This is a genomic window from Spiroplasma endosymbiont of Stenodema calcarata (assembly GCF_964031205.1).
Classification (GTDB): Bacteria; Bacillota_I; Bacilli_A; order Mycoplasmatales; family Mycoplasmataceae; genus Spiroplasma.
In genome coordinates this window covers 588,045-610,962 of the sequence record NZ_OZ035018.1, presented here as the reverse complement: position 1 = coordinate 610,962, position 22,918 = coordinate 588,045, and the positions used below count along the sequence as shown (strand labels likewise).

At 26.8% G+C, this 22,918-nt stretch carries 22 protein-coding genes and 1 riboswitch; of the genes, 4 read left to right on the top strand and 18 right to left on the bottom strand.

Going from position 1 to position 22,918, the window contains the following annotated elements:
- Window positions 1–153: 153 nt before the first annotated feature.
- A riboswitch (cobalamin riboswitch) is annotated at window positions 154–324 on the bottom strand.
- 581 nt (window positions 325–905) lie between these two features.
- The 16 genes from ACQH24_RS03340 to ACQH24_RS03265 form a co-directional block, all read right to left on the bottom strand.
- Window positions 906–2,333, bottom strand: a complete 1,428-nt coding sequence (locus ACQH24_RS03340) for a hypothetical protein (RefSeq protein ID WP_425380560.1) — start codon at window positions 2,331–2,333, stop codon at window positions 906–908.
- 287 nt (window positions 2,334–2,620) lie between these two features.
- Window positions 2,621–2,854, bottom strand: a complete 234-nt coding sequence (locus tag ACQH24_RS03335) for a hypothetical protein (protein ID WP_425380559.1) — start codon at window positions 2,852–2,854, stop codon at window positions 2,621–2,623.
- 196 nt (window positions 2,855–3,050) lie between these two features.
- The gene (locus tag ACQH24_RS03330) at window positions 3,051–3,698 is read right to left on the bottom strand and encodes a GntR family transcriptional regulator (protein WP_425380558.1); all 648 of its coding nucleotides are present in this window, start codon (window positions 3,696–3,698) and stop codon (window positions 3,051–3,053) included.
- Complete coding sequence (gene citX / locus ACQH24_RS03325; protein WP_425380557.1) at window positions 3,682–4,224, bottom strand: citrate lyase holo-[acyl-carrier protein] synthase; 543 nt, start codon at window positions 4,222–4,224, stop codon at window positions 3,682–3,684. Before citX ends, ACQH24_RS03330 begins: the two co-directional genes overlap by 17 nt.
- A gap of 1 nt (window position 4,225) precedes the next feature.
- A complete protein-coding gene (gene citF, locus ACQH24_RS03320; protein ID WP_425380556.1) occupies window positions 4,226–5,782 on the bottom strand; it encodes a citrate lyase subunit alpha in 1,557 nt (518 codons plus the stop codon).
- 12 nt (window positions 5,783–5,794) lie between these two features.
- Window positions 5,795–6,679, bottom strand: coding sequence for an aldolase/citrate lyase family protein (locus ACQH24_RS03315; RefSeq protein ID WP_425380555.1), 885 nt, complete (start codon window positions 6,677–6,679; stop codon window positions 5,795–5,797).
- Between the two features lie 14 nt (window positions 6,680–6,693).
- Window positions 6,694–6,975, bottom strand: a complete 282-nt coding sequence (citD, locus tag ACQH24_RS03310) for a citrate lyase acyl carrier protein (protein WP_425380554.1) — start codon at window positions 6,973–6,975, stop codon at window positions 6,694–6,696.
- Window positions 6,965–7,627 (bottom strand): bifunctional 4-hydroxy-2-oxoglutarate aldolase/2-dehydro-3-deoxy-phosphogluconate aldolase, encoded by a 663-nt coding sequence (locus tag ACQH24_RS03305; RefSeq protein ID WP_425380553.1) that lies wholly within the window; start codon window positions 7,625–7,627, stop codon window positions 6,965–6,967. Before ACQH24_RS03305 ends, citD begins: the two co-directional genes overlap by 11 nt.
- Before the next feature lie 21 nt (window positions 7,628–7,648).
- Window positions 7,649–8,533, bottom strand: a complete 885-nt coding sequence (locus tag ACQH24_RS03300; RefSeq protein ID WP_425380552.1) for a triphosphoribosyl-dephospho-CoA synthase — start codon at window positions 8,531–8,533, stop codon at window positions 7,649–7,651.
- An 18-nt stretch (window positions 8,534–8,551) separates the two neighbouring features.
- Window positions 8,552–10,630, bottom strand: a complete 2,079-nt coding sequence (locus ACQH24_RS03295; protein WP_425380551.1) for a 2-hydroxycarboxylate transporter family protein — start codon at window positions 10,628–10,630, stop codon at window positions 8,552–8,554.
- 17 nt (window positions 10,631–10,647) lie between these two features.
- Entirely contained in the window at window positions 10,648–11,697 is a 1,050-nt protein-coding gene (gene citC / locus ACQH24_RS03290; RefSeq protein ID WP_425380550.1) for a [citrate (pro-3S)-lyase] ligase, read from the bottom strand.
- Between the two features lie 183 nt (window positions 11,698–11,880).
- Entirely contained in the window at window positions 11,881–14,040 is a 2,160-nt protein-coding gene (gene recD2 / locus ACQH24_RS03285; protein WP_425380549.1) for an SF1B family DNA helicase RecD2, read from the bottom strand.
- A gap of 15 nt (window positions 14,041–14,055) precedes the next feature.
- Complete coding sequence (gene mnmA, locus ACQH24_RS03280; RefSeq protein ID WP_425380548.1) at window positions 14,056–15,189, bottom strand: tRNA 2-thiouridine(34) synthase MnmA; 1,134 nt, start codon at window positions 15,187–15,189, stop codon at window positions 14,056–14,058.
- Between the two features lie 175 nt (window positions 15,190–15,364).
- Complete coding sequence (locus ACQH24_RS03275; protein WP_425379785.1) at window positions 15,365–15,925, bottom strand: transposase; 561 nt, start codon at window positions 15,923–15,925, stop codon at window positions 15,365–15,367.
- 105 nt (window positions 15,926–16,030) lie between these two features.
- Window positions 16,031–16,324 (bottom strand): IS1/IS1595 family N-terminal zinc-binding domain-containing protein, encoded by a 294-nt coding sequence (locus ACQH24_RS03270; protein ID WP_425380547.1) that lies wholly within the window; start codon window positions 16,322–16,324, stop codon window positions 16,031–16,033.
- Window positions 16,325–16,447: 123 nt separating this feature from the next.
- On the bottom strand, window positions 16,448–18,247 hold the full coding sequence (locus tag ACQH24_RS03265) for an ABC transporter permease (protein ID WP_425380546.1): 1,800 nt from the start codon (window positions 18,245–18,247) through the stop codon (window positions 16,448–16,450).
- 690 nt (window positions 18,248–18,937) lie between these two features.
- Between ACQH24_RS03265 and ACQH24_RS03260 the strand changes: the two genes are divergently transcribed.
- From ACQH24_RS03260 to ACQH24_RS03250, 3 genes are all read left to right on the top strand, one after another.
- On the top strand, window positions 18,938–19,213 hold the full coding sequence (locus ACQH24_RS03260; protein ID WP_425379385.1) for a transposase: 276 nt from the start codon (window positions 18,938–18,940) through the stop codon (window positions 19,211–19,213).
- Window positions 19,156–20,046 (top strand): IS3 family transposase, encoded by an 891-nt coding sequence (locus tag ACQH24_RS03255; protein ID WP_425380681.1) that lies wholly within the window; start codon window positions 19,156–19,158, stop codon window positions 20,044–20,046. Before ACQH24_RS03260 ends, ACQH24_RS03255 begins: the two co-directional genes overlap by 58 nt.
- A gap of 367 nt (window positions 20,047–20,413) precedes the next feature.
- Window positions 20,414–20,887 carry a hypothetical protein gene (locus ACQH24_RS03250; protein ID WP_425380545.1) on the top strand — a complete coding sequence of 158 codons (474 nt, stop codon included), beginning with the start codon at window positions 20,414–20,416 and terminating at the stop codon, window positions 20,885–20,887.
- A gap of 116 nt (window positions 20,888–21,003) precedes the next feature.
- On the opposite strand, the gene ACQH24_RS03245 is transcribed toward ACQH24_RS03250, so the two are convergent.
- A complete protein-coding gene (locus ACQH24_RS03245) occupies window positions 21,004–21,795 on the bottom strand; it encodes an IS3 family transposase (protein WP_425380682.1) in 792 nt (263 codons plus the stop codon).
- Window positions 21,796–21,836: 41 nt separating this feature from the next.
- Window positions 21,837–22,112, bottom strand: a complete 276-nt coding sequence (locus ACQH24_RS03240) for a transposase (RefSeq protein WP_425379385.1) — start codon at window positions 22,110–22,112, stop codon at window positions 21,837–21,839.
- A 277-nt stretch (window positions 22,113–22,389) separates the two neighbouring features.
- On the opposite strand from ACQH24_RS03240, the gene ACQH24_RS03235 reads away from it, so the two are divergent.
- Window positions 22,390–22,860, top strand: a complete 471-nt coding sequence (locus ACQH24_RS03235) for a GNAT family N-acetyltransferase (protein ID WP_425380544.1) — start codon at window positions 22,390–22,392, stop codon at window positions 22,858–22,860.
- The last annotated feature ends 58 nt before the right edge of the window (window positions 22,861–22,918 follow it).

Here is a 22,918-nt window from a genome sequence, read left to right as displayed (position 1 = left end):
TTAAATAATATTCTAAAAAGAATTATCGTTTTAAATTAACAACTAAAAAACGCTTTTTGACGTCTTTCAAATTATTATTTAATAGTTTTTTTCACTAATAAATAATTAATTATCCAACCCCAGGGATAATAACTATAACGGCAGCACTGATAAAATATCATTGTTTTTTAGATCGGTCTACTGGCTCAGTTTCATTTTACTTGCTATTCCTTCTCAAGAAGTATCTTCTCAATGGCATATATTAGCTTTCATCCACTTTACAGTTGCTGGGACAGCCTAGGACTTGCACCTAATTCCCGTAACATCCAAAATTGCTTTTTAAAGTTGTTAAAGTAATAATATAAAGTTTGAATTAAAAATGCAAGATAAAATTAATTTTTTATCAAAGTATTACTTCTTACAAATTGTTATAATAAGGACAAATTTATAAAATAAAATATTTCAAATTAATAATGTTTTAAAATATAAATATTATTATATTCAGCTAACAAAAAATTTAAATAAAAAAGATGTTGTTCATTAAACAACACCAGTCTATTTTTCATAGTTAAATAGGAAAATTACAAGATTTTATCGTAACATACATAAATTTTTATAATATTCGTCGTCATAAGAGCATAAATTTTTAAACCGTTGCTTAGACTATGTCAAAATTCTTACAAGGTAAATTGATCTAAAATTTACGTACTGCATTGCAGTTTACGACAAATTATTTGCATATGAGAAAATCACCTAAAAAAATAATTCTTCTATTTACTAAAACCCTTCCTACCCAAATTGTCCTTTCTTTGTAATATCAAAAGTAACTTCAAAACAAAAAAAGGTAACATCAAAATCTTTACTGAAATTAGACAACTTTAAATTCAATTGTCTGCAAAAATTCATCCTTCATACCGCCATTTGTTTTACCCTTGTCTGGAATAAAAAAAACTATAAGTAAAATGATAATACATAAAATTTACTTGATTTCTTGCATAAACACCATCTTTATCTTGTTTTCAAAAAAGCTTTAACAGCAAAGATTTTTTTTCTTTTATTAAATTCACTTTTGACATCAAGTTGCGGTTGTATCTAAGAACCGTAGTCCTGTCTTTTGAAACTACTTTAGCATCAAAAAGCCTAAAAATTTCATCAAAAATTCTATAAAAGGTTGCAGAGGAATTATTTTCTAATGAAAAATCAGAAGTTACCTTTAACAAATTACTAAAATCATCTTCTGTCAACTTAAAAACTAACTTATCATTATATGTTTCTAGTTGATAATACTGCCATAATCTCATTGTTGTTTCGGTAAATTTATTTAATTTTTCATCAAGAATATCTTTTGGAATCAAAACTTTTATTGGGGCTACAAGTTCTTTAGAAGAATAAATATAATTGAAAGGTAAATTTTCAATTGTAAAAGTACGGGGCACAAATGAGGAGACACTTGCTTTAATATAATAATCCCCATTAATATTTAACTTAAAATATTCTTGCTTATAAAATTCTAAAAATTTCTCAACAGTTAATTTTTCAGGATCATAACGCTCACCCGCTCAAGCTAAAACAGAACCTGATTTGTATAGTGGCCTATTAAAATTAAATCCAGCCCTGATTTTATTATTTCAACTAAGAACGAATTGATTTTGATATAAAAGTTCTTTTTCTTCTAATGCTTTCGTAATTACTGGTAAAATACTATTATAGCCATTTGCATAATTAAAATCATAATTGCCAGTACCAACAATTTCATAGTTTTGCTTTTTAAAAATATCATCTACAAAAAGAAGGAATTGTTTTTCAAGATTATTTTGAATTCCACTCAAAACTTCTAAATCATTACAAATAACAACTAAACCGTTAAGTTCATCATGTTGTTGCAAATCTTTAAATTTAAATTCATATCTAATATTAAAACTAAGTTTAATTCCCACAATATTATCGTTATTAAACAGAAATAATTTTGCTAAATTGTCAAAATTAATATTCTGTAAAGTAAAACTAATATCATTGGAGGCCAATGATAATGGCATTGCATTAATATAATAATTCGAATATTCATTTTTAATTTCATGATTTAAATTATCAAACTCTGCTTCAAACGCCGTATATAATTGATCAAGAAAACGTCATTGACGAATTGCTGCCCCCGTTAGAACTTGACTATCTTTAGTTTTTAAATTAGCAACTAACTCCTTAAATTTTCCCACTTGATCAGGATATTTATTAATATCAATTGTTGCTTTTGTCTCCCATCATCCTTGAAAATAGTTCTTAATCCGAGCATTAATATTATTTAAAATTTCAATATCATTGCCATTGTCAATGTCATTTGACTCATCATCTGACACATATTTTAAAACCTTATTACAACTAATAATTGTATTAACAGTCGGGGTTAATAAACTAACTGTTGTAAAAAGTGATAATATTCTTTTTATATTGGTTCCTCCTAGTTATATTTCTTAAATATATTTTTTTCTTTATTGTTAATTATAATTTTTAAAAAAAAGTCTATATACATTATATAAAATGATTTGCCAATCTAAAAGAAAAATGAGAATTATTTGCAGAAGTTATAAATCTTAATTAGATCATAAACTGTGAAATCAAGTCCTACACTAATATTTTTTAGAAATTAATTGGAATAAATATATTCCCAGTTCCTTTGTTGTCAATTATTTAATAAAATTATTGCTAATTCAACTTCCACAAGCCTAAATTCTTTAAGATTATTTTTCTTTGGAAATGATGCTCATAATAATTTGTTAATATATTCAATTGTTGGTTTCTTACATAATCGCCGATGCTTAGCCAAACAAACTGGAATATTTGTAATTTCTTCAACTTCTTTTCCCCATCTAAATTCCAATCTATTATTAAAATTTATATTCTTGTTTTGCTTCAGACATCTTCTTGTTTAAAATAGTTTTTAAATTTATAATTCTTTTGCTTTTCACGGAAATAAAAATACCTAATAAATAAATTATTAGGTATTTTTTTAATCTTCTTTTATTTTAAAAAATCATTTCTATTAAAAATAATTTTAAAGTTTTAAGTTATATTAATTATTTAAAATTATACTTTTGAATAAAATGTTCTTTTGCATTTTTGAGATGCTCTGATAATAATTTTTCTGTTGTAATTAAATCTGTCGCTAAAATTGCTTCACAAATTGCAATGTGTTCAGAAACAGCATCAATTCTTCTTTTACTTTCTTCATCATAATTAGTAAAATTTCGTAAATAAGCAAATAATTTTTTTAAATCAGCATAGTATTTATCAATAATTTTAAAATTAACTAATTCTAGCATTGTTTTATTAAAAATATCATTAGCTTGGACTATTAGTTTAGTATCGGATAAATTAACTGTTTTTAAAAGCTTAATTAAATTAGTAATTTTTACATTTAAATCAGGATTCATTTTTTCCACAATGTAAGTATAAATCATTATCTCTAAATGGTAACGTAATAAATATAATTCATCAATTTCTTTAATGGTAAAAATTTTTAATTGAGCTCCTGCATTTCTGACTACGGTTAACAGATTGTCATTTTCTAATAGCCTTATAACTTCACGAATCGGAGTTCGCGAAGTTCCATATTGTTGGGCTAATTTTTCTTCCTGTAGTCTTTCACCAGGTTGAAACATACCAATTAGAATGTCATTTAAAATTAAAGAGTATAATTTTAATTTGTTATTTGACTCTGACATTCTGTTCGATTTCCTTTTCTATTACATTATCAATATAACATAATAATTCACTAACTAAATGAACTTTTCCCCGAGCACATAATTTTGCTGGGGATGAACATAAATAACATTTACGCATCTCAACATTTAAATCGTTCCGGCTTATTGTTTGTAATTCCTGATTATACACATCAAAATCTAATAATTGATAAGTTTGACTTGTTGTCTCAAAATTAAGCAATAATTGTTTAATATTAAGGTAATTACTATTTGTTGGTAGCACAATAATTAAATAATCACCAGTATGATCATAAATTTGTTGCATATTTTGATAATTAATATTATTTTTTTGCAAAAATTGTAAAATACGTGGTTTAATTATTGCTTGAAAAAATTGATGATATCGAGGAAGTTGTTTATTAGTTCCGGGAATGTTTAAACTAACAGTAATTATCCCAGCATCATATGTTCTAACTAATTGTTGTTGAAGAAGATAATGTTGTTCACGATCAAAAAGAATTGAATTGATTTTCTTAACTTCTAACATATTAGTCTAAAATGTAAGGTTTTACTTTGTAAATAATATCAATAACACTACCATCTCGATACTCAACAATAGCAACTGGATGTTCCTTATCATATTCAATCATTTGAGGTTGACCAATTATTGTATAAGCTTCATCGCGGAGTTGCGTAATTGTTTTCAGTTCTACTCCTGCTTTATTTAAAATTTCAATTAAATCTTTTCGTAATGGGTTAACAGCAATTCCAGTTTCCGTTACTACTACATCAACAGTTCCACCAGGTGTAACAACTGTTTGTACTTTAGTAGTTATTGAAGGTATTCGTCCTCTAATTAAAGGGACAGCAACAATTGAAACATCACTCCCAAAAGCAACATCCGAATGGCCTCCTGAAGCTCCTCTAATATAACCATCCGCTCCAGTTAATACATTAATATCAAAATTAATATCAACTTCTAAAGCACTTAATATTCCATAATCTAATTTATCAGTCGCACAACCCTTGGTGTGAGGATTAGCATAATATGATGCTGAAATTTCAATATGATTGGCATTTTCTTTAATTGATTGTGCTGCGATTAGATCAAAACATTGAACATCTAATAATTTATCAACTAAACCAGTCTCCAAAAATTTAACATGTTCCCCAATGATTCCACCCAAAAAGAATCCTGCTTTAATATTACGGCTAACCATTTCTTCTCCTAACATTATTAATGATGACTGACTAGCACCACCGGTTCCGGTTTGATAAGAAAATCCATTTTTAAATCCAGGTGTATTAGTAATAACTTTAACAATGTTTTGAGCAATTTTAATTTCTTTCGGACTGAATGATGTATGAATTTCACCCGAAGATATCTTAGATGAATCACCAATTTCATCAACTTTTACTACATAATCAACATTTGTTTGCGGAATTGAAATAGGATTATTGGGATAAGATACAATAGTATCTGTAATAATAATTACTTTATCAGCATACTGAGCATCAACCATCGGATATCCAAAAGCTCCTACACTTGAAGTTCCATGTGATCCATTCGCATTTCCCATTTCATCACTTGTTGAAGCAGCTAAGAAAGCAACATTAATATGTGATTCACCACTTTCAATTGCGCGTGCCCGTCCCCCATGGGAACGAATAATTGCTGGTTGCGGAAGAATACCTTCCGAAATTGCATCTCCTAATTTCCCTCGTAGAGCCGAACCTTCCAATCCAGTAACAACTCCTGATTTAATATAATCTATTAAACAATCATGTGCTTTTGTAAATGAAGAAGCGGAGATTGTTAAATTTTTAATTTTCAATTTTTTAATTATTTTTAGAACCTGTTCCACCGTTTTATCACCATGACGAAAATGATGGTGAAAAGAAATTGTCATTCCATCTTTTAATCCCGATTTAATGATTGCTTCTTCTAACGAATCAACAAGTTTAGTTTTTCTTTTACCATAATTTGGTAATTCGGTTTGATAATTAATAAATTTTGAAGTATGACTTTTTACTGAATCATAACTTTCATAATTATGATTTTTGTTTATTTGTTTTAACTGTTCTTGATTTAAATATTTTGCCATAATATCCTCCTGCTAGTCTTCCATTGGGTTTTTAATATTAGCCATTCTTAAAACAATTTCGGCATTATCAATAAATGGTTTATCAATCATCTGACCATCAATTGCAAAAACCCCTTTTTGCTCTTTTGTAAATTCTTTATAAGCCGTTAAAATTTTTAAGGCTTCTTTAATTTCCTTTTCACTAGGTGAAAATATTTTATTAATAATTTCAATTTGATTAGGATGGATTGCTGATTTACCATTAAAACCTAGTTCACGAACAAATTGTGCTTCTTGTTCTAAACCAACTAGGTCATTCGTATTCCCAAAAATACAATCAAAAGCATCAACTTTTGCTGCCCGAGCAGCATGAACAATCATTTGACGAGCAAACAATAGTTCATGGCGATCTTTTGTTTTGACTGCTTTTAAATCAAACAAATAATCAACTCCCCCTAAAGCAATTCCTTCGACACGAGAAGATGCAGTTGCAATATTATAAGCGTTTAGAACACCTTTCGCACTTTCAATCGCACAAAATAAAGTTATCTTTTCTTTTCGCCCTATTGCTGTTTCAATTCTTTCAATATCTGCAACAACTTTAATGACATCTTCTTTAGTTTCAACTTTTGGTAAACGAATCATATTAACATTTGAACGAACAATTGTTTCTAAATCTTCTTGATAAAATTCAGTGTCTCACCCATTGATCCGAACAGCTGTTTCAATACCATATTGATTGTAATTAAAAAAGTCTAACATTCTTTTTGTTAATTGGCGTGCAGCATCTTTTTCACGAATATGAATTGAATCTTCTAAATCAAACATTACTGTGTCGGGATGAAAAGCAATAACATCTTTGAACATTCCAGGATTATTTCCTGGGACAAATAACATATTTCTTCTAATTTTTTTCATTTTCATATTCCTTTCTAATAACTAAGAACAGTTTCACTTGCTCGTTCCAATGCTGTTATGATTCTTGCAACTAATACTTCATCAATTGCGCCTTGATCTTGAATAACTAAATTACAATTCTTAACTTGTAAATTTGCTAAAGTTGCTAAAGAAATTTTTTTCATTTGTTGACCAAACTGACGAATAAATGGTGAATTAATCGTTAAATTAATTTTTTGTTCATTATTTGGTTCGACAGTAACTAATACGTCCCCTGATTCTAATGAACCAGCACTTGTCATTTTTTTAATTTCCATTTTGTTCATCCCTTTCTTTCATAATATCTGCTAATTTTTTTACATATTGTTTTGCTAACTTTGCAATGTCTTCATCACGATCATCATCATTAGCCCCTCCTAATTTTCCCGTAATTCCGACTGCTAATATTCCTGATTTAAAATAAGCTTCCATATTTTCTAATGTGATTCCGCCCGTTGCCAGAATTTTAAAATTTGAAAATGGGTTGGCAATTAATTGGAAAGCTTCCGGGGGAACTGAAACGGCTGGATAAAATTTTAACAATTGTGCTCCCGCGTTATAAGCTGAATACATTTCATTAACTGTCATTACCCCAGGAACATACAGAATATCATTTTTTAAAGATCATTTTAATATTTCAGGGGAATAGACTGGCGAGACTAAATATTGTGCTCCCGCTTTAATCGCTTCTTGGGCATCATTAATAGTTAGAACTGTTCCTGCTCCAATAATAGCCGTTGGAAATTCTTGTCGCGCTTGTTTGATAACTTCATATGCTTCAGGAACGGTTAGCGTTACTTCCACAAATTTAAAACCATTCGAAACTGTGTTTTTAATTACACGGTACGCATTTTGCCGAGTAGATGTTCGGACAATGACTGACAATGGATTTTTAATTAATGTTGTTAAATGTTCTGAAATTTTTTTCATATTACTCTTTCCCTTTCTTAATTAGAATTCAGTAAATTGTGCTAAAAATAAAGTAATCACACAAAGATCAGCACATCCTCCTGGTGATATTTTTTGTTGTTGATATTTTAAATTATGTTCTAAAACAATTTGATAAAAATTTTGTCAACCTTTACTTGCTAAAATTTCTATTCACTCTTTTGCTTTATTAGCAATTTCCTTGCTCTGTTCATACCCTACTTTAACAATTAATGTTGTATCATTAATTCTACTTAAATAAAAAACTAATAATAATAGACTATAATCTTCATTAGAAAGTTGCGGATATACTTTTTGATAGTATTTTAAAAAAGTTAATCCCTCTTCAAAAACAATTTGATAACCATCAATAGCAAGACCACGTGCTCCAGTAATGTTATATAATTGATATAATTTTTCCCCATAGGTTTTTCCATTAAAATTTTCAAAATCCTTTTTTAATGAAATTGTCATTTTTTTAATTAAACTGCTTCACTTAGTAAAAGGAATTTTATAATACAGGCCATAACAAGTTATGTAAAAAATAATTCCAAATGCAAAAATTAATCCCTTATGCGTGTTAATATTCTTAGTTGCACTGAGCATTCGTGCTTCTTGGTGACAACCTAATTTTCGTAAAGATGCAAAATCTAATTCCGAATTATTTGTTACTAAATTAATAATGTCTCTAAAATAAAATTTAAAAGTTGCACTAGATTTAATAAATGTTTTAATATTCATATCTTGGTGACATCCCGAATCTTTTTTTGACACAAGACCAAAGGACGGATAACTATTTGCTTCAGTTATAATACATTCGATTCCATAAGCAATTAGTTTATCCCATTGTTGATCACAAAATTGATAATGTTTATTTTTTTTCAAACTAGGCATTAAATTTATTAACATTATAAATTTTCCTTTCTGTTATCCTGTGATACCGGCGTGCGTAAATAGTAAGAAGATTGGAGCAGCAACAATTAAAACAATCCCACCACCAATTCGACAAGTAATTTGTGAATAAGGTAATAAATCCATCTGTTTAGCGGTTCCTAAAACAGCAAGTGAACCAGCTCCTCCTTGCGCTCCCATACAGCACCCAGCAGCGATCATACTTTCTAAGGTATAAAACTTAATTAATTTTGCGACCAACATTGGTCCAAGAATTAAAGCAATATCCATTAATAAAATTAAAACAATATATTCTCAATGGGTAAATAACGAAGCAAATTTATTTAAGTCCGTCATACACAATCCAACACCAGCCATTAAGAATCATGTAAATTGTTTTGAAAAGAATTTATTTAAAACATTACATCCAGCTTTTAATTCTTTTGGAAGAATATTTAATAGATTAATTATTAAAGAAAATACAACGGCTCAAGCAAAAGCATTAATTTCAACTCCAGAAGATTTTTTTATTTCAACTTCAATGAATTTACAAAAGACATATATTACAACACAAACTGCTAAGCCTGCGGCAATACTACGATGAGAAGGATCGATTTTTTCTTCCCGAATATGAACTTCTTTTTTAACTAATTTACCATTTCCACTTAAAGTTGGTGATTTTGATAATGTTGCCGTTAAAATTGCGGCAATAATAATCACAAAAATATTACTTACACTACTTACAGCTAACGCAAAACTCATATAATCCCCTTGGGGCATATAACCATATGACTGACTCATTGCCGATAATGGTTGAACTCCTCCCCCATTACCATCAGATAATAATGGCAGCATAATTTGTAAAATTGTTAAGTCATTAGGCAATCCCATTAGATTTCCAAAACCTCAACCAAATAAAATAGCTAACCCAACTGCCGATATTAGTAACACCATAAATCCTCCAAATGACCGTAAGATTAATTGCCGAGGTATTGTTAAAATTGAACCAACAATTAAAACATTAATATATAAATTCAGAAATCCTCCTTTTGAGAATCATGCACTAACAGCATGTACAATTTCGGGTGGGAAAGCATTAAATGTGCCTAAAAAGGCTCCTAAAAAAAATACTCCCATCGTTCCCCCACCAATAAATGTTTTTCAAATTGGTAAACGATTAAAGAATTCACCACCAATAATAGCAATAACAAATAAAACTGCCATTGCTCCCATTGCTTCACCTGGCAATGTTTTTGTATAAATTGCTACTAAAGTTGCTACTAACATTGCAATATACAAATAAAATGGAATTCCAAACAATTTAAACGTAAAAAAATCTTTTCAAGTTAAATATTTTAAATTGCGAATATTATTATAATAATTATTAAAAGTTGCTTTTAAATTATTATTAATTTTTTGGTTTTTTTCATGCCAATTAACTTGTCATGGTTTATAAGTTAAATTATTTTCAGCAACAATTGTAAATGGTAATTGATGCTTTTGATAATGAAGATCTTTTTTAGCTAATTCATCAGTTGTTTGATCAATAATATTATTAATTTCTAATTCACGAATTTGCAATTGTTGATAATATAGTTGTTTGTCAAAATGACAATTAATTTTATGAGTTTCCATTTTTTCAAATTTTGCAACATTTCTTTGTAAAGTATCTTGAAAATTATTAAAATCTCAATCATAATCTTCTATTTTTTCTTGATATCATTTTTGAAGTTCTTGTAATTTAATTTCAAAATGTTTCTGAAATTCGGCCTGATTCTTTTGATGAATTTGTAATAAGATACTTTTTTTATAGGCAAAATCATTATTAATTTTTTGTTTTTGATAATTTGCGTGTGGCTTTAATAAATTTACTCTTAATTGTTCATTATATAATTTATTTTTTGTTGTATATCATTTTTGATCTGTTGTTTTTTTATTTGCAACTCATTGTTCTAATTTATCTTTTTGAATCTGATATTTCTTTGTTGTTTGATCTTTTAGCATTGTTATTTTAGTTTGATAACTATTAATTCGTAACGCATTATTTTCTTGTCTACTAGTAACTTTTTCTGCTAACTGTATAAACTCTTCTTCCCGCGTTAAACTTTTTTCCATATATCCTCCTTGGATTTTTAGTAATCTTTGTTAATTAAATCATCAATATTTGATAATTTTTGATATGATAAATAATCTAATTTTTTCAAAAAATCGGCTGATGTTTTAGGTACAATTCTTTGTAATTCATCAAAATCACCCTGAATAAATAACTTGCGCGCAGTTGTCGCTGAAATTGCTTTCTCATTAAAACTCAATCGTGGAATAATGATTAAATTAAGATCATTAGCCATAAATACTGTTTTCATTGTTTTATTATATTCATTAGTAGTTAATGAATAAGGTTCTTCGCCAACAAATCGGGTTTTAATTTGTAATGCTTTTGCAATATAATCAACAAAAATATGAACATCTAAATTAGTTTGTTCTTGAATAACTGCCAAGGGTGAAGACAAGAAATAAGATGGAAAAACATTTTTTGACACCAAATAATTGCTGCCTTCTAAAAGTTTGACATTCTTAAATTCTTGAATCCCCAATTCAATCATTGTTTTTCGTTGTTGATAAGTAAATAATGATCCTGATTCCTTAACCGGAATAATATAAACAAAATCACTTTTTAAACTAGCCTGTTGTACTAAAAATAAATGTCCTTTTGTAAATGGATTAGCATTCATAACAATTACACTAGCATTATTATAATTAGTTTTCTCCTTTGCTAAATAATCTAAATAATTTTTAAATAAATCATCTCTATTAGTTAGAAAAGCAAAATTATGATTTTGATAAATAATATTAAATCCCAAGGATTGAAAAGTACTAAAATAATCAGGTTTTGTAAAAACAAAAACCTCATTCCACCCCTGATCATATATTCTTTGAATCATATAAGTAACTAGCTTATTAGCAAGATTGTTGCCTTGATATGCTGGTTCAATTGCTAAACATTTTAAGGTATTCAAATATCGACTAACTGTTGCAATAACATTTTTACTTTCATCATATATAACTGCACATTCTTCAATAATATCTGATTTTAAATTAACACTTCCCAATAATTTTTCTATTTTATTTAGAGTTAATTTATCTGCTAATTTAATATCATGTATTCTTCAAATATTGTCCATGTTTCACCTTCTTTACATTGACAATATAAGTGTACCACTAAATAAAATTGTATACAATATATATTGTATACAATTTTCAGATTTTACTAATTGTTTGGCAAGCCTTATGATATTTAAATTAAACGGAAATATTAATAACAAATTATAAATATGTAATCAAATATTATTTCCAAAATAATTATCTTAATCCCCTAGACATTCATCCCGAATAACTTCTTGTAATGTTGTACGTCTTTTTTTTGGCAAATTATTAACTCCATATAAAAAAGCATTTTGTTGACCAATTAAATATAAGTTTCTTTTTGCACGGGTAATTGCAGTATATATTAAATTTCGCTTTAACATAATTCAAAAACTTTTTGCAATTACAAAAATAATATTATCATACTCACTACCTTGAAGTTTATGAACACTACATGCATAAGCCAATGCAATATCGTAATACATTTCTTTATTATATTCAACAATATTGTCATATCTTATTAATAAAATATCATTAAAGTTTTTATCTTTTTTAATATCAATAATAATTCCCACATCACCATTATAAATTTCTAATTCGGGGCGATTTTTCAACTGCATTACTTTATCATTAATGCGAAAAATGCGATGACCAATTTTAATTTCTTTTTGACCATAAGCGGGATTCATTTTATTTTGTAAATAAGTATTTAACATATTAATGCCAACAGGACCATTGTACATTGGTGCAATCACTTGAATTGCATTATAATCTTCTGCTTTTTCTTCACAAAGTTTCTGATATAAATCCCCAACTGTCGTCAATATTAAATGTGAATCAATGGCTTCCGTAAAAGTTATATCTTTTTTATTTAATAAATTATATTCAAAATGTTCTTGTTCAATTGCATAACTTAATTCTAAAATGTCATTTCCTGCTTCTTGACGATAAACTTCTTCTAATTTAATAACATTAAAAACATCACTTTGAATAATATCGCGTAAAATATCACCGCAAGCAACGGAAGGTAATTGATTTGGATCACCAATTAAAATTAATTTGCGTAAATTTAAACTAGCTTTTGCAATTTGCGATAACAATAAACTATCAACCATACTAACTTCATCTAAAATTAAAATATCATTTTCCAACGGATTATTTTCATTATAAAAAAACTGATTTGTAATAGCATCATATTTTAATAATTTATGAATTGTTAATGCTTTTTGTCCTGTTTTTTCACGTAATCGTTTAGCTGCTTTTCCTGTTGGCGCAGCTAAGACAATTTTTGATTGTTTATAAACTTTTTTTAAAATGTTAACAATGCCATCGACAACAGTTGTTTTTCCTGTTCCGGGCCCCCCAATGATAACTAAAAAGTTAGAATAAATCGCAGCTTTAATTGCTTTTGTTTGATTTTTATTATAACTTATTTGCTTTTTAGCTGTTAAATCCTCTAACTGGTCTCCTATTCTTTTTTCATCATATTGATCCGTTGAATTTAAACTATTTAACATTGTTGCAATATTTAATTCACTGTGATATATTTCGGCAACATAAATCTTTTCATTTTTAAAAATTAATACATTAATTTCTTTAATATATTTTAAGACTGCTAAAATAAATTCTTTTGTTAAATTAGTAAAATTATTTTGTAAAATAGTTGTTAATTCCTGTAATGTTAAATAAGTATCACCACTACTATTGCAAAATTCTTTTGCTAAATATCAGGCATAATATCCAATTCGAATATTGCTAAATGGATCTTGTTTAAATGCCAAATAAATTTTGTCAATTGTTTTAAATGGAATATTATCTTTTAATAACAATGAATAAGGGTCTTTTGTTAATAACGCATAAATTTGATCAACATTATATTTTGTCTTTAATAATGATAAAACTTGAAGCGATAATCCTTCTTGATTAAACTGGTGATTTAATTCATCATCCCGACTCATTACTTGAAATGATTTTGTAATAATATTAGCTTGTTTCGTCGTAACCCCTGGAATTTTTTTTAATTCCAATGTGTTTTCCTTGATTCTGCTAATTACATCAGTTTGATAATAATCAATAATGATTTGTGCTGTTTTCGAACCTATTGTTGGAAACAAACTACTAGTTAAATATTTTAAAACTTCATCATTACTTCTTGGCGCAATTTGTTGCAGTTCTTTAACTTCAAAATTTTCACCATAACGATCATGATATACAAACTCACCAGTTAATTCATATAATTGATCAGGTTGAAGAGCTAATAAAAAACCTTTAATAAAAATAAAATGTGTTTTATCTTTTTCTAATTGAAATTTACAAATTCGATAGCCATTTTTTGATTCAAAAACAATTAATTTTAAATAACCTCGTATCTTTTCCACCATCACAAAATCCCTCTCTTATAAATAAGATAATTTTTGATTATCTAAATAAACCTCATCAATTATTCCACCGCCAAGACAAACATCACCATTATAAAAAACAGCAACTTGACCAGGAGTAATTGCTTTAACTTTGGTGTCAAAATAAACAAGACATTTATTATCCCCACAAATTGTTACTTTAACTAAAATATCTTTTTGACGATAACGAAATTTTGCCGTACAATTAAATTCATTATCTTTAAAAGTATTAATTCAATTAACATCTGTAACAAGGCAACTAGTCGAATATAATCATTTTTCTTCACTACTTTTCGCAACATATAAAATATTTTTTTCAACATTTTTACCAGCAACAAAATAAGGTTCTTTCATTCCACCTAAATTTAAGCCCCGACGTTGGCCAATTGTATAATACATAATACCATTATGTGTTCCCACAACTTGATTTGTTTCAATATCAACAAGTTCACCATTTTGATTTGGAATATAATTTTGTAAAAAACTTTTAAAATCACGTTCCCCAATAAAACAAATTCCCGTTGAATCTTTTTTATTTGCTGTTGGTAAATTTTGTGCTTTTGCAATGGCACGAACTTCGGTCTTTGTTAAATTTCCTAAAGGAAAAATTGTTTTTGCCAACTGTTGTTGATTTAATTGACTTAAAAAATAAGTTTGGTCTTTGTCCCGATCAATCCCTCGTAATAATTGATATTCTTTGCTTTCTTGATCAAATTGTACTCGTGCATAATGCCCCATAGCAATAAAATCAGCTTGATAATTATTAATTGCATATTTTAAAAAATAATCAAATTTAATATATTTATTACATAAAATATCTGGATTAGGAGTGCGTCCTTTTTGATATTCACTAATAAAATATTTAAAAACATATTCTCAATATTCTTTAATAAAATCAATCCGGTGTAATGGGACATTTAAAGTGGTACTAACTTTTAATGCATCATTATAATCAGCTTCTTGGGGACAAATAGGACTATTAATTTCTTTATTTCCTAAAATATCATTATTTAATTGACTATCTCAATTTCGCATGAATAATCCTTCAACCTGATAACCTGCTTGTTGCAATAAATATAAACAAACAGAAGAATCAACCCCTCCTGATAAACCAACGACAACTTTTTCCATTTATATTCCCTTCCTTTATTAAATAATATAATGAATAATATTATTTTAACATTAAAACACTAAGTTTAAAAAACTTCTTTAATTTTGTCGAAAACTCTTGATGAAATAAAAAAATCATCAATATGACAATTTGAAAAATAATTTTGTTTAAGATCATGATTTTGCTTTAAATTTTTTAAACGTTAAAATATAATACCGTTGATTGTTGTTTTGGTGTTAAACCTTTATGTTGGTATTTTCATTTTCATAGATTTAAATAATTTTGAATATTAGTGAAACCCAAACCATGATAATGAATTAAGGCTTCTTTAAGACTCGATTGTAATTTACTAATCTTATTTAACTTTCGATAACTAGTATCAGGGTTTGTACTAGTTTTGGTAGAATATAGAGTAGAATTTGTTTGTTTTGCTACTAATAAATATAATGGTTGCATGTCAGAAATAATTATTGATTTTTCTTTAATTAATTGCTTATTCATATTTTCAATAATTCATTGTTTTTGTAATCGTTTGGTATTGGTGGATTGAACAAAAATATTATTATTGCTATCAACTACCATTTGAATACAGCATTTGGTATTAGTTGAAAATGGATCAAGATGAGTTTTTCGTTTATCAAATTTATCTTTAAAATTACCTTTATGGATTTCTTTAATAAAAGTTTCATCAATTTGGATTTGACCATTTAATTTTTTAAATTTTAATTGAGTATTTTCTAATTGTTTTGATTGCATTAATTTTTGACGATTATATCAAGCAGTTTTTGGTGTTGTTTTAATAAAACGGGAAATTATTTTACTAGATTGTCCTAATAATGAAATTTGAATTAATAAATTTCACTATTCATAATTTAAATGACTTCAATAAGTAAAATGATGACGAAAAGCATCAAAACTAGCACGACATTTTTTACATAAATATTTTTGTTTTCCTTCGGGATTATGACCATTTTTAACACAATGATAAGATTTACAATCAGGACATATAATGCCTTTATCTCTAAATTTTTGATCAATTTCATTTAAACGTTTTTGTTTTTTGATTACTTCTGCTTCTTTTTTTATTTTTTCAGCAAATTCTAAAAATTGATCATCTGTAAAACTGTTTTTTAATTCTGTAATTATTTTTTCCATCAATTATTTACCTCTATATATTAAAAATATACCTAAAATTAGATATATTCTATAAATATCAAGAGTTTTCGACAAAATTAAAGAAAAACTTAGTGTTTCATTTTTTATGCTTCATAAAATCAATTAATTGCCTAGTTTTACAATATTCTTATTTTTATGCTTTAAATAAAAAAATCCAATTAACATTAACAAATTTGCTATTATTAAGAAACTATAACTAATAATATGCATAATATTATTCTTTAAAACAAAATTATTATTATTGTAAAGATATCCATACAAGGCAATTGCCATTAAACTCCCTAAAAATATTAAACTAAGTGGCAGAAAAAAGTATAGTTGAATTTTAAAATTAGAAATACTACAAAGTGGTAAAATAATAACAATTGCATAAATACTAATTAATACAATCATAAATAACCGGTTAACCAAAAGATAATTTTGATTGGACTGAATAAAATCAAATTTACCAAAAGTTATTGTAATAAAATTATATATATCTAATGATGAATTATTAATTCAATTACTAAATATTAGAAAAGTACTACATAAAATAATTAAACCAATAATGGCCATAAGTCGAGCAATCAAAATAATTGGACTACGTCACATAATAATATTATTAATTTTATAAATTCGTTGTCTTCCATTTGGTAATTGTTGAATTTTATAATTATTACTTAAAAAAGTCGTTGGTTGCAGGATATTACTTTTTGTTTCTTCTTTTACAGAATCAACTTTATTCATACCCTGTTTTTGCCTTTTTTCTTGCCCTTTTTTAATTCCAACATTCCCTGCTGCTTTTGACATATCAGCCATTGGTCCTGGTGTCTCAAATAAACTAGTATAAAAATTATTTATTCAATAACTTCCTACTGGCTCTTCAATTTGAATTGTACGAGGTTCTTCAATTTCAATGCTTTTTTTTAAGGGCACGGCAACGGGTTTGGGTTCTAATTGCTTATTAATTTGCCCCTGATAATAATTTTTATTAGTAGTGTGATCAGGACCTAAATTTGGTCTTTTTGTAATATCTCACTCCATAGCATCTGTTGTATCACAATTTTGTCCATCACAAGGAACTGAACGATCTAATTTAACATCTCAGCTTTCTTGGTTCTTTCCTAATGATTCAAGATCATTTGAACGCTGCTGTTTTTCTTCTTGTTTAAGGGAATTTATTTTGCTAGTAAAAGTTGGTTGGGGATTTACTTGTCCAGAGTCTTGTTTAGTTGATGCTTTATTATTATAACTTTGTGTAACAATAATATCTTTTTTTGGAGTTGAATTTACTAAAGTCTTTTTAGGAAAATGAATATCTAAAATTGATCTTGGTTTCGAAATATTGTCCTTCTTAATAACTTCTTCAGTTGTTTTCGACAATTCTTGTTGATTTTTCTGAACAATCTTCTGAGCCACTGCTCGCGCTTGGACTTTTAAAGCTGCCCGTTTATCTTCAAGTCGGTCATTTGTAGTAACACGATCACCTCTATTATTATTAAAAGATGCTAAATCAACTTTTTTTGTCATTAATGGTGGTTCTTGCAAATAATCATCAGAATGAGGTATTCCTTTTTCATCAAACGTTGTTTTAATTTTATCTAATCGTTGATAAAAATTTGTTTTTTCTTGTTCTAATTTTTCTGCTTGATTATGTAATACTTTCAAAGCATCGGGATTATCAAGATTTAATGTTAATTCACGACTTTCCCCTGATCAAGATGATTGCTTGTATTCTGGCTGATGTGGTTGCATAAATGCTTTCGCAACAAAAATATCATTATTAAAAAAATGTCTATTTTCATCCCCCAAAAAATGTGACTTAGTAATTAAAGAAGCCTCTTGATAATCAGAATGCTTATTATAAAGAATGTCTTGCTTAATTGGTTTAATTTTTAAAATTTTAATATCATTGCTTTTCATTATTTAGCACCCATTCTAACTTTTGCCCAAAAAACGTTATACATTAATTATATCCTAAAACGACCAAAAAATAAATATATAATGCAATTGGAAATGGTATAATTAATGCGCCCATTTTTAGCACAACTATTTAAACAAATCCTTTATTAATCCCTGATTTGGTTTTAAAATAATATAAATTCGTAGTTTTATTAATCCTTCACTTATTATCAAACATTTAACTGACTTTAAGTATTACAGATATATCTTACTAAATAACGAAAAAAGACTGAAGAATCAGTCTTTTTAGTAATTATTATAAAATTTATTTAAAAATCCTCACTAGTTCAAATCTTTATCTAAAAAAATCAAAATAATATTCTCATATACCAACAGTTAACTTATCTACATTAAGAATCCGAATGCTAACTTAATTGTAATAAATTATTTATGTTTAAAAAGTATTTTTTAAATTGTATTCAAAAATTCCTGTACTAATAGTTCCATAATAAATTTTATCATTTAAAATAATTCCACATGTATCAAATATTTCTGCCCCTCAGATACTACCTTTATACACAATTTCGCTTGTATTTTTTTCGACATCGAATTTAATAATATCCGTTATTTGTGATTGGATAGGTTAAGATAAATTGGACAACAATAATGTAGAGTAAATATTTATAATTAAATTACAATGGAGGTGTAATTATGGCAAAGAATCATTATACCGATGAATTTAAGCAACAAATTGTTGGTCTTTACAAAATGGGTCAAACTCCTGAACAATTAGCCAATGATTACCAAATTGGTAAATCTACTGTTTGGAAATGAGCTCACCAATTTAGTAACTCGGACTCATTTAAAGCTAAAGACAATAGAACGCCAGAAGAAAACGAATTAATTCAATTACGTAAAAAAGTTAAACAATTAGAAATGGAAAATGACATTTTAAAGCAAGCAACACTGATAATCGGCAAAAAATAGCAATCATTAAAAATAACAAAGCAAAATATCCAATTATTAATTTATGTAAAACATTGAAATTGGCTAGATCAACATATTACTATCAATTAAAAGCAAATAATCCCAAGAATAATCAAAACATTGATAATGCTGTTATCAGTATTTTTCTAAAAAGTCGTAAAAATTATGGAACAAGAAAAATTAAAATCATGCTAGCTCAGCAAAATATTATATTATCTCGTGTAAAGATTAGTAAAATAATGAGAAAATATAACTTAATTTCAAATTATACAAAAATCAAATACAAACATTCAAATACAAGCAATGTTACATATAAATATAATAATTTATTAAATCAAGAATTTAATAATTATAAACTACATGAAGTTGTTGTCAGTGATTTAACATATGTTTTTATTAATAATAAATGATATTATGTTTGCTTTCTAATTGATTTATTTAATCGTGAAATTATTAGTTATGATGTTAGTTTACACAAAAATGCAAAATTAGTTAAAAATACCTTTAATAAACTTAACTTTACATTAAATGATATTAAAATATTTCACACTGATCAAGGTAGTGAATTTAACAACAATCTTATTTATAACTTTTTAACTAAAAATAACATTCAAAAGTCTTACAGTAAACCAGGTTGTCCTTATGACAATGCTGTTGCGGAATCAACATACAAAATTTTTAAAACTGAATTTATTAAAAATAATAAATTTAAAAACATTGAGCAGTTTAAATTAAAATTATTTGATTACATTAATTGGTACAATAATATTCGAATTCATAGCAAACTAAATTATTTAACACCAGTAAAATACAGAAATTATTACTCTACATAAAATTTGTCCAAAAAACCCTTGCCATTCCAAGTTCGCGAATCAATGTAATGGAAAAAATTTTTATAATCAGTTTCAATGATTTGATTTCCCCCATCATGTTTCGGGTCTACCATATAATGCATAAAACTTGCTACTAAATTATTTAGTCTTTTATCGTTAAAATTTAACATATTTTATCTCCTTTGTAATATATATAATTTTATCATTTTTTTATTTAATCAATATTTTTTTAAAATTTTCTTTCTAATAAATTGGTGCAATTACTTTAATTAATTTAATTATTTGATATAATTGATATAGTCTATGTGAAAATATCAATAAATATTTTTACATAGGAACGAAACATAAAAAGATGAGGAGTTTATTTATGGCAATAAAAAAGAAAGTTGTTATGCAAGAAGAACTACCAGTGATTGATTTAATTAATCAAATTATTGAAGATGGTAAAGATTTAACTACTAAGGCTGATGAAAAAGCAGCAAAAGAAGAACAAATGCGTGAAGAATGAATCAAAAAGAATAATGAAGCATGTCTTGCCGCTGCCAAGAAATGAGAAGAAAAAATTGCAATTGCAAAACAAAAAGAGATTAAGGCTTCGGTAAAAATAAAAGATGGTGCTAAAATTGAACAAGAAAAAATTATTCTGTTAGAGCAAAAACGCAAAGAAGAAATTGCAAAAAATAATGTATTGTATGAAGAACGTGCAAAAAAACAAGCCCGTTTAACAAATATTTCACGAATTAAAAGTGCAATGCATGAGCGAAAAATGATTTTATCAAAAGAATCTTGAGAAAAAGAAGCACAAAAGTGACAAAAATTATTAGATCAAGCTTCACGTTAATTAACAATTTACACTAATTATTTTATTGGTGTTTTTTTTTTTTTTTTTTTTGATAATTTAAATTTAAATTATATTTTTGCAATAAGTTGGAATGGCAAGGGTTTTTTGGACAAATTTTATGTAGAGTAATAATTTCTGTATTTTACTGGTGTTAAATAATTTAGTTTGCTATGAATTCGAATATTATTGTACCAATTAATGTAATCAAATAATTTTAATTTAAACTGCTCAATGTTTTTAAATTTATTATTTTTAATAAATTCAGTTTTAAAAATTTTGTATGTTGATTCCGCAACAGCATTGTCATAAGGACAACCTGGTTTACTGTAAGACTTTTGAATGTTATTTTTAGTTAAAAAGTTATAAATAAGATTGTTGTTAAATTCACTACCTTGATCAGTGTGAAATATTTTAATATCATTTAATGTAAAGTTAAGTTTATTAAAGGTATTTTTAACTAATTTTGCATTTTTGTGTAAACTAACATCATAACTAATAATTTCACGATTAAATAAATCAATTAGAAAGCAAACATAATATCATTTATTATTAATAAAAACATATGTTAAATCACTGACAACAACTTCATGTAGTTTATAATTATTAAATTCTTGATTTAATAAATTATTATATTTATATGTAACATTGCTTGTATTTGAATGTTTGTATTTGATTTTTGTATAATTTGAAATTAAGTTATATTTTCTCATTATTTTACTAATCTTTACACGAGATAATATAATATTTTGCTGAGCTAGCATGATTTTAATTTTTCTTGTTCCATAATTTTTACGACTTTTTAGAAAAATACTGATAACAGCATTATCAATGTTTTGATTATTCTTGGGATTATTTGCTTTTAATTGATAGTAATATGTTGATCTAGCCAATTTCAATGTTTTACATAAATTAATAATTGGATATTTTGCTTTGTTATTTTTAATGATTGCTATTTTTTGCCGATTATCAGTGTTGCTTGCTTTAAAATGTCATTTTCCATTTCTAATTGTTTAACTTTTTTACGTAATTGAATTAATTCGTTTTCTTCTGGCGTTCTATTGTCTTTAGCTTTAAATGAGTCCGAGTTACTAAATTGGTGAGCTCATTTCCAAACAGTAGATTTACCAATTTGGTAATCATTGGCTAATTGTTCAGGAGTTTGACCCATTTTGTAAAGACCAACAATTTGTTGCTTAAATTCATCGGTATAATGATTCTTTGCCATAATTACACCTCCATTGTAATTTAATTATAAATATTTACTCTACATTATTGTTGTCCAATTTATCTTAACCTATCCAACTTCAAAAAGTAATTTAAATATCGTAGTTAGTTCCCATTTAGCAACCGCCAATCAATTTGCCAAAGCAGGAGAAATTATTGACGAATATCACAAAACTAAAACACCGTTTACATGATGCACAATTACGATTGATAATAACCAAGCTGAAAAATCCTTTTTTGAAAAAAGTGGACTCCAACATTTTGAAACAGCATTAGGAATGTTAATCGATCTAACAACTTTTACCACTGCTAATCGAACAAATACCGATGAAAAATTTCAGGAAGTAACAACTCAAACTATTGTGCATGATGTTATTAAAGTTATCAAAAGTGCCTTTGATTTATCACTAATTGATCTGGCAAAATATCAGTCAATTTGAGAATTAAATCAGACCGAAAAAATTAGTTATTTTACAATTTTAACCAAAAATCAAATTCCTGTCTCCACAGGAAACTTATACTTTGAACCAGAATTAGCAATTATTGATGACATTGCAACGCATAGTGATCATCAGAAACAAGGTTATGCCAAAGAAATGTTAATTCATCTCTTAAAACAAGCAAAACAAGCTAATTACCAATATGCCGGGTTAGTTGCAACACCACATGGTTTACCATTATATCAAAAACTTGGTTTTAAAAAACAAAACTTATATTTCAATGTTTATACAATGCATTATCCAAAATAATAATGCATTTTTTTATGTCAAAATTTAATCCCTGAAAACAAAAAAAGACTTTAAAAAG